Genomic DNA, 8,726 nt, shown 5'->3' with positions numbered 1-8,726 from the left:
TTCCCTTTGAGTGTAGCGGTTATCCATGAGAAGGAACGAGGAGAAAGGAACCAGGAACGAGGATTTTTATCTCCTCGTTCCTCGCTCCTGGTTCCTCGTTCCTTTTCTCCCAGAGAAATAAGCTCTTCGGACCTCGCAGATCTCTGCTACACTTAACGATAATATGAGCGATCTATAAAATAGTATACAACAGAAGGGAGAAACGGAGCAACAAGGGCTTTTCAATGGGGGTGCATAAGAAATTTATCGGTAACAGGAAGATGGTTCACAATTAGGGTGACAATTTCCGCCGTTATAGGGGGCGCAAGGCCTTACGCCCTCAAGATGAACCATCCCGGTAACAGGGGGGGATCCTTCGAACAGAGAGAACGCTTCGGTAAGGGATAAAGTAAACTCCCCTCTCCGTGTCGGAGAGGGGATGGGGGAGAGGTCTGAAAAGCTATGAAACTTATTTGTCCCTTGCTTATCGATAATTTCTTATGCACCCAGATCCACTATGATGTTTGACTGATTATGGACTATTGGTGTATAGTATTATCCGAACCGCCTGGTGGATTATCAACCGGAGGAAAATAATGAGGAAAGCAGTGATTTTGGGCGAGCGGAGGGCGGGATTGATGGAGGTGCCCGATCCGCAGCCTAAGGAGGATTGGGTTCTGGTCAAGGTCCACGCCGCCCCGATGTGTACGGAATACAAGGCCTTTCTTGCCGGTCATAAAGCTCAGTATCTGGGCCATGAGGCCGCCGGTGAGGTTGTGGCGGTGGCCCAGCCGACAAAGGTTAAGGTCGGCGACCGCGTGGTCGTGATGCCGCAATACCCATGTGGCAGATGTGAGCTGTGCATGGCCGGAGACTACATATACTGCCAGAATAACTATAACTTCGACGAGTTCATCGGCTCGCCGGAAGGCAAGGCGACGATGGCACAATATCTACTGAAGCCGGCTTGGCTCCTGCCGAAGATCCCTGATGGGGTATCCTATGAACATGCCTCTCTAGCCTGTTGTGCCTTAGGCCCCTCCTTCGGAGCGTTCCAAAGGATAGGGCTCACCGCATATGATACCGTGCTGATAACGGGTGCCGGACCCGTTGGACTGGGAGCCGTAGTTAACGCCAAGTTCCGAGGTGCGAAGGTTATCGTTGTGGAATCTGAGCCGTACAGGGTCGAGCGAGCGAAGCAGATGGGAGTGGAGCACGTCATAGACCCGAACGATCCAGAGGCGCTTGGGAAGATCAGGGATCTGACCGAAGGCAAAGGGGTGGACTGCGCCGTCGATTGCTCGGGCAATGTGGTAGCAGAACGGTTCTGTATCGACGCCACCCGAAGAAGAGGTAGGGTGGCTTTCGTAGGCGAGTGTGGCGCTGAGCTGAAGATCAGAGTTAGCCCCGATATGATCCGTAAGGGCCTTACCATCGTGGGATCGTGGCATTATAACCTGGCGGATTTCCCGCTTGTCATGAAGGTGATCCAGCAGTCGCCGCTTATCGATCTGCTCATAAGCCACGTCATACCGATGAGCAGGATACAGGAGGCCTTCGAGATATCCGCCTCGCACAAGTCCGCTAAGATAATCCTCAAGCCGTGGGAGTGAGCCGGTCTTGTATATACCGCCTCTTTGAGTTATAACTTAATACCAAATAGATCTAAGCCGAGGAGGTCAGACCGTGTGGGATAGGAAGATCTTCAATCTGATGCCGCTTTTCGACCCGGAGGAGGGCATGACGGTCATCGAGCCGCTCAACGGCGGACGAGGATGGTGGGCCGGAGCGCCCAGCGCTCTCTTTGACGAGGATCAAAAGGCTTTCTTTCTCTACTATCGGTTGAGAAAGCCCCGTGAGCTGGGGAGAGGAGCGATATGCCGGATCGCTCGAAGCGAGGACGGCGTTAAGTTCGAGACGATCTGGGAGGCGAAAAAGGAGGATTTCGATTCACCTTCCATAGAGAAGTCCGCCCTCTTCATATCGCCTGAGGGAAGATACAGGCTTTACATCAGCTATGTGGACGGCGAGACGAACAAGTGGAGAGTCGATCTTCTCGAAGCCGACTCGTTCGAAAAGCTTGATCCCTCCTCTCGCAAGAAGGTATTTACACCGGAGGATATAGGGATCGAAGGGATTAAAGACCCGTTCGTCATCATGATCGGACGAGCATACTATATGATACTGAGCTACGCGCCTTCACCGAAGGCCGTCTCAGAGGAACTCCGTGAGAAAATGCACGCCACTGCAGACGTATATAATACCGGCATCACCAAGTCACATACCGGACTGGCGGTGAGCCTTGATGGCGTGAGTTTCCAATGGCTCGGCGATATCTTCTCGCCCAGGGAGAGCGGATGGGATGCCTATGCGGCGAGGATAGGAACGTTGCTTTATACGCCTCCGGCCTTCATGGCCTTCTATGACGGCAGCGCGTCGGTAAAGGAGAACTACGAGGAGAAAACTGGTTTGGCTGTCACGTTCGATCTCATCCACTATCATAGGCTCACGCCGAACGGCCCGATCCTCACCTCACCACATTCCTCCGGCTCCCTGAGATATATCGACGTTCTGGCACATGAGGGAAAGATCTATTTCTACTACGAATACGCTCGTCCGGACGGATCACACGAGCTGAGGTTAAACGTAATCGAAACGCCATGGTTAGGCTGAACGGAGGATACAGACTCATAGCAATAGACCTCGACGGAACGCTTCTGACCTCCGACAAACGCATAACACAACGAACTCGAAAGGCCCTACACAGTGCCGTCGAGATGGGAATGTTAGTCGTTATCTGCACGGGCAGAGGACTGCCTCAAAGCACGGAGGTGCTTAGGGGAATCGACATCTGCATGCCACTGGTCCTGCATAACGGCGCTATGATAGCCGAATATCCGACAGGGAAGGTGATCGGAAGCTTCCCGCTCAGGATGGATCTCGCCCGTAGAGCGATCAGAGTGATGAAGGAGATAGAGATGACACCCGCCATCTACGATTATGCGGAAGGAGAACATCTGCTTGTATGCGAAAAAGGAGCGTGCCGCAACCCCGCTCTGAACAGATATATCGAGGGAAAAGGTGAGACGCTGAGATGGGTGAAAGATCTGACGGAATACGTGGATCACGACGTGGTACAGGTCATGACGATAGATCAAAGGGAAATTGTGAGTAGGGCTATCGAAAGGTTGGGGAGGAAACTTTCTGAGGCCAGGATTATCACCTCCGGCAGGGTATACAGCGATAGCTTTTGGTTCCTAGAGGTGCTGGCCCGTAACGCCTCCAAGGCGAAATCGCTTGAAAGGTTGGGGAGGATACACGGGATATCGCCCATGCAGATGGTCGCGATAGGCGACAACTTCAACGATCTGAACATGTTCCGATATGTGGGGCTGAGCGTCGCCATGGCGAACGCACCGGAGGAGGTTAAAAGGTCGGCCGATATAATCGCGCCCTCCAACGACGAAGAGGGAGTCGCTGAGATCGTGGAGGACCTGATCTTTCGAGCAAGGAGGAATGAGCGATAGTCTGGCTTCTCATCCTTATCCTCTCCTCCTCTCCTCTTTATCGGCCATCTCCGTTTTACGTCGGAGCGAGGGCGGCAGCGATGGGGAACGCGTTCGCCGCCCTCTCAGATGATCCCACGGCGCTCTTCTGGAATCCGGCGGGGATCGTTCAGATAGGAGAGATCTCCGTCTTCGGCCAGATGAAATTGGATAGATCCGACTTCAGATTCGATCCGAAGGGGATCGCATACAGATGGAGACGGTTTGGATTGGGATGGGGAAACAAAATAGCGGTCGGGCTTGAGGGAACTCCGGATTACAACTACTACTCGGCTGCCTTAAAACTCTCACGGCGTGCTTCTGTGGGGATAAGCTTCAAGTTCAAAAGACGTCATCCCTGTAGATACTATCAGTTCTTCGGCTACAGACGATCAAGCGATATCGGTTTTCTGGTTTTCCTCGACGACTCCCTTTCGATGGCGGTTGTAGCGAGGGGGGATGATGGATGGAATGAGCTCACGGTCGCATGGGCGTACAGAGGGTTAAGGTCGATCCTCGCTTTTGATCTCATCCTGAGAGGATTCAACATCCCCTCTCCCCATCTCGGATTGGAGCTGGTTCTGACTCCCTTTCTCCGCGTGAGGGGAGGATTCTGGATTGGAGATCCGGATGAGAGGAGAGGGTTAAGCGCGGGGATGGGGCTTTACATGGGGATTCTTTCCCTGCATTACGCTTGGATCAAAACATCAGGAGAAGAGGCTTATTACCTATCGGCCTGCCTCTCTCACTGATATGGAACCGTCTTATCGCATTGTAAGAGACGTTCCCGTGAATTTCCCGCCTGTTAAGCGAGTCGCTCCTATTTCCCTTGATTGTAGTATCCATCTATGGCCGATTGCCCGCCGTCCTCTGTGGTCATTTGTTGTCATTGATGGTCATTTGTAGTCATTCAAAATGACGGTGAAGCCAAATGATCTAATGACCACAAATGACCGTTGAGCGGCGGACTGCTGACTGCGGACGGAGAAATCTCTGCTACATTCAACGATAATATGAGCGAAGCGAGTTCATAGAGGTATACCGATTCCCGACCTCAGATAAGGCGTAACGGGGAACTCCGGAACTCCCCGCATCCTTGACATTTTAATGAACATATGATAAATTACTCGTATGTACGATGAGGAAGGGAGATAGGAGCTATGAGTTGAGATTTGAAGACCTTTTCAGCCTGGTTTTTGCCTCTGTTCGGACTGTTGACGTTGGTATATCCCAAAGTGGTCCACCATCCGTTGTTCCCCGTGTTCAAATACCGGACGTTCAGATCATATCACCCGGTGCTTATCCCGTTCGTCTATATCGGGAGCTATCTATCAAGAGCGTGGGGAGCTTTCATCTTCGTCTTTGTGCTCGGTGATATCATCGCCGCTTTCCTCCCCTCGCGGAGAATGCAGGTTCTTCCTTCCGGCAGGAGGATAAGATCGTCCATATTCGCCGTAGCGTTTGCGCCCATTTTGACCATGTGCTCCTGTGCCATGATCCCGATCTTCGGCGGCATACTCGCCGGTGCGGGTGTGGGCCCGGCGATAAGTTTTCCCCTGATGGCCCCGGCGGCCAACTTTCTCGCCCTCATATTCACCGCTGAGATCATATCCTGGAAGCTGGCCGCAGCGCGTTTCCTTTTCTCCTTCATCGGCGCTATCTTCGTCGGCTACATCCTGGATAAAACCCCCTGGGCCAAACGAGAGGAGGAGAGATACAGCGGGATCAAAGCGGCAAAGGTCTCCGAGGAGTGAATTACGCCGCCCTCGCCGTGGTAATGGGCGTAATAGCGGGCTTCGTTTATATGATCACGGTGGGAACTCTATAAGGAGGAAGATATCATGAAGATAGAGGTTTTCGGGGTGGGCTGTCCAAAATGTAGGAAGACGGGGAGGAACGCTAAAAAGGCCGTGAAGGAGCTGGGCATCGATGCGGAGGTGGTGCATATTTACGATCAGCTCCAGATGATCTCCAGAGGGATAACCGCCAGCCCAGCTCTGGTGATCGACGGGGAACTGAAGATAGCGGGTAGAGTGCCCACGGTGGAGGAGATCAAAAGTTGATCTCCACCTGAAGATTCAGCTTATCTCCGAGGAAGCCCCGAGGATCCTATGACCTTCGGGGCTTTTCATCTTCATGGGGATGGTTCACAATCATGACAACACTTTCGTAGAATGGCACTTTATGTGCCGCCGTTTTCGGCAGGGGGTAAACCCTCGCCCAGTGTTGTCGTGATCCCTGAGGGAAACAATTGGAGGGAGGATGGAAAAATGAAGAAGGATGAAAAGGAGTGTAGATCTCTCTGCAGGGAACTGCTCACCGAGAAGAGAAAGCTTAAAACGATCATGGATAGTATAGCGGATGGTGTTTTCACTATCGACACGGAATGGCGGATAACCACCTTTAATAGGGCCGCTGAAAGGATCACGGGATTTAAGGCCGAGCAGGTCATAGGAAAAGTATGCAAGGAGGTGTTCTGCAAGGATGTCTTCGGCACCGAAATGTGTGAGGAGAATTGCCCGCTTAAAAGGGCCCTTGAGACGGGGAAACCTGTATCCAATTATGAAATCAACATCCTGAACAGGGATGGGAGGAAATTAACGATCAATGTCAGTGCCTCGTTACTGAGGGATGAATCGGGCGAGGTGATAGGGGGCGTAGAAAGTTTTAGGGATGTCACCCGTCTGAGGGAGCTAAATGAAGAGCTAAAGGGAAGGTATGAGTTTCAGGGCATCATCGGCAAAAACCATAAGATGCGAGAAATCTATGAACTGATAGGGGAGGTGGCTCAGACAAAAGCCACCGTGCTGATTCAAGGCGAGACTGGGACGGGAAAGGATCTGATAGCTCGCGCTATCCACTACAGCAGTTCAAGGCGGGATCGTCCATTTATTAAGATTAATTGTGCGGCGTTGCCGGAGAGCCTGCTGGAAAGCGAGCTATTCGGCCATGTGAAAGGGGCGTTTACGGGGGCTTACAGAAATAAAATGGGGAGATTCGAGCTGGCCAATGGGGGAACGCTGTTTCTGGACGAGATAGGGGAGCTCAGCCCCATGATTCAAGCGAAACTGTTGAGGGTTTTGGAGGAGGGCGAGTTTGAGAGGGTAGGTGGCACGAGAACGATAAAGATCGATGTCAGATTCATCGCCGCAACTGACAGAGATCTGAGAAAAGCTGTTACAGATGGAACCTTCAGGGAAGATCTCTTCTACCGCCTGAACGTCGTCTCCATTTTCGTTCCGCCGCTGCGTGAACGAAAAGAGGACATCCCCCTGCTGGTGAGATATTTTATGAGGAAATTCAATAAAGAGTATGATAGGGATATCGTCAACATCTCGCCCGATGCCCTAGGACTGATGCTCGACTACGATTGGCCTGGTAATGTGAGGGAACTCGAACATGCTATCGAGTATGCCTTCATCCGTTGTCCCGCCAACACGATTCTCGTCCAGCATCTTCCCCCTGAAATACATCGGACTGTGAAAACCACAGATAGGTTGAAGGATTCCCTCGAACAACTTGAAAAACAGCAAATCCTCCGGGCTTTGGAGAAATCTAACTGGAATCGAGGTCAAGCCGCCGAGGTTTTGGGAATAGATAGATCGACCCTGTGGCGGAAGATGAAAAAATACAATCTCATCTGATATCCCGATGGATTGGTTTTGCAATCCTGCAATATCCATATTGCGAAATTGCAATATGGATACGTCCTCATGTCCCCTCCAAATCCGTAAAACCAACTGTTTTCTCTAACCAAGCCGAGCGATAGAGATATGGCATGGAATGTGCAACCACACAGTAAAAAACGAGGAGGTGAGGAGGATGAACTGGATTAACGTTGTGTTAGGCCTGTGGATGTTTATATCAGGGTTCATCAGCGGGATAGTCCATAACAGGACGGGAGCTCTGATCAACGATCTGGCCGTCGGGGTTCTGGTTGCGGTCTTCGGCATTTTAACAGCCGTAAGGCGCTGGCCTCAGTGGATCAACGTTGCCATCGGTATCTGGCTGATCGTCGCAGCACTTGCCATACCTTCCGCTTCGACTGCGGCGTGGAACAACTTGGTTTTTGGGATATTGATTCTCATCTTTGGATCCTGGGCCAGTCTAATGCCAGCTTAACGGATGAGGAACCAGGGGGAAAGAGGTATTTGGAAATCAGCTTTCCTTTGCTCCTGGTTCCTCGCTCCTCTCTCAATGGTCTAAGGGGAGGGATTAAATGTGAGCACCATGTTAGCAAACAGGTATATGATGGAGGGAGCTTATACGAGGGCAATCAAGGAGTACAGAAGAGCGCTGGAATCCGGAAGACCTAGGGGTTTGATATGGTGTAAGCTCATCATCGCCTACATCTTGAACGGTTCCTTTGATAGTGCTCTCTCCGAGTTCGCGAGGATGTTGCGTGAGAAACCGGAGGACATTGATAAACCCCAAGAGAAGGATAAAATTTACTCCCTGAGCTATAATAAAGCCATTAACGAGATCACGGGTAGGCTGAGAAAAACCCCCAATGACATGTCGCTGCATAACTGTCTCGGAATTCTCCTCTATTTCAAAGGCATGAGGGACCAAGCAATGGCGGAGTGGTCCATATCTTTAAATGTAAATCGGTCACAACCTGTCCTCTCCCATATCCTAGAGCTTATCAAGGAGGGATAACGATGGGAAATGAGGCTGTTATCCGTCTTTCAGGGCGGTTGAACCATCTCACGGTATCCGATCTAAGAAGTGGTCTTGATAGGGCTATAAAGGAGGGCGCGATGACGGTGGTCATCGACCTAACGGACGTGGAAAGTATAGATGCGGAGGCTATCAGCATCCTAATGGAGGGGAAACGCAGGTTAGGGCGGGAAGGAAGAGATCTAAAGGTCGTTGGCGCCAAGCCTGCTATACAGCGTGCCTTCTCACGCCTTGGCTTGTCATTCGGAAAGGAGAATAATAATGAAGCTTAAACGTTTCAATGCGATCTTCAAGAGGTATCTCTCGCTGTGGGTGGTTCTATCTAATCTGTGGGTTCGGATTTGGATCGGCCCTCCCATCAGCGGCCCATCATCTTAAGGTTCTGGTCATTCCGCTGGTCTTCGTCATGATTTACATCATGATAATTCCCACTAAGCCGAGGGATTTCGCCAAGGTGGTAAAATCACCCGTCGAGGTCCTGCTCGGAACCTTTATGATCATCATAGCGGCTCCGGTGATAGC

11 protein-coding genes are annotated in these 8,726 nt (G+C 51.4%); all 11 read left to right on the top strand.

Going from position 1 to position 8,726, the window contains the following annotated elements:
* Positions 1-575 precede the first annotated feature (575 nt).
* On the top strand, positions 576-1,592 hold the full coding sequence (locus tag J7M22_08785; protein MCD6506706.1) for a zinc-binding dehydrogenase: 1,017 nt from the start codon (positions 576-578) through the stop codon (positions 1,590-1,592).
* Between the two features lie 100 nt (positions 1,593-1,692).
* Complete coding sequence (locus tag J7M22_08780; GenBank protein ID MCD6506705.1) at positions 1,693-2,652, top strand: hypothetical protein; 960 nt, start codon at positions 1,693-1,695, stop codon at positions 2,650-2,652.
* The gene (locus J7M22_08775; protein MCD6506704.1) at positions 2,640-3,506 is read left to right on the top strand and encodes an HAD family phosphatase; all 867 of its coding nucleotides are present in this window, start codon (positions 2,640-2,642) and stop codon (positions 3,504-3,506) included. Before J7M22_08780 ends, J7M22_08775 begins: the two co-directional genes overlap by 13 nt.
* 80 nt (positions 3,507-3,586) lie before the next feature.
* Positions 3,587-4,276, top strand: coding sequence for a hypothetical protein (locus J7M22_08770; protein MCD6506703.1), 690 nt, complete (start codon positions 3,587-3,589; stop codon positions 4,274-4,276).
* 420 nt (positions 4,277-4,696) lie between these two features.
* On the top strand, positions 4,697-5,278 hold the full coding sequence (locus tag J7M22_08765) for a permease (protein MCD6506702.1): 582 nt from the start codon (positions 4,697-4,699) through the stop codon (positions 5,276-5,278).
* A gap of 87 nt (positions 5,279-5,365) precedes the next feature.
* Complete coding sequence (locus tag J7M22_08760) at positions 5,366-5,587, top strand: TM0996/MTH895 family glutaredoxin-like protein (GenBank protein MCD6506701.1); 222 nt, start codon at positions 5,366-5,368, stop codon at positions 5,585-5,587.
* Positions 5,588-5,794: 207 nt separating this feature from the next.
* Positions 5,795-7,168 (top strand): sigma 54-interacting transcriptional regulator, encoded by a 1,374-nt coding sequence (locus J7M22_08755; GenBank protein ID MCD6506700.1) that lies wholly within the window; start codon positions 5,795-5,797, stop codon positions 7,166-7,168.
* A gap of 178 nt (positions 7,169-7,346) precedes the next feature.
* Positions 7,347-7,646, top strand: a complete 300-nt coding sequence (locus tag J7M22_08750) for an SPW repeat protein (GenBank protein ID MCD6506699.1) — start codon at positions 7,347-7,349, stop codon at positions 7,644-7,646.
* Positions 7,647-7,745: 99 nt separating this feature from the next.
* Complete coding sequence (locus tag J7M22_08745) at positions 7,746-8,183, top strand: hypothetical protein (GenBank protein MCD6506698.1); 438 nt, start codon at positions 7,746-7,748, stop codon at positions 8,181-8,183.
* A gap of 2 nt (positions 8,184-8,185) precedes the next feature.
* The gene (locus J7M22_08740) at positions 8,186-8,476 is read left to right on the top strand and encodes an STAS domain-containing protein (protein ID MCD6506697.1); all 291 of its coding nucleotides are present in this window, start codon (positions 8,186-8,188) and stop codon (positions 8,474-8,476) included.
* Positions 8,477-8,484: 8 nt separating this feature from the next.
* On the top strand, positions 8,485-8,726 hold a 242-nt coding region (locus J7M22_08735), incomplete at its 3' end, for a hypothetical protein (GenBank protein ID MCD6506696.1).

The sequence above is a fragment of the Candidatus Poribacteria bacterium genome (assembly GCA_021162805.1).
GTDB lineage: Bacteria > Poribacteria > WGA-4E > B28-G17 > B28-G17 > JAGGXZ01.
Note: the sequence above shows the minus strand (reverse complement) of the source record. Positions and strands in the feature narration are given on the sequence as shown.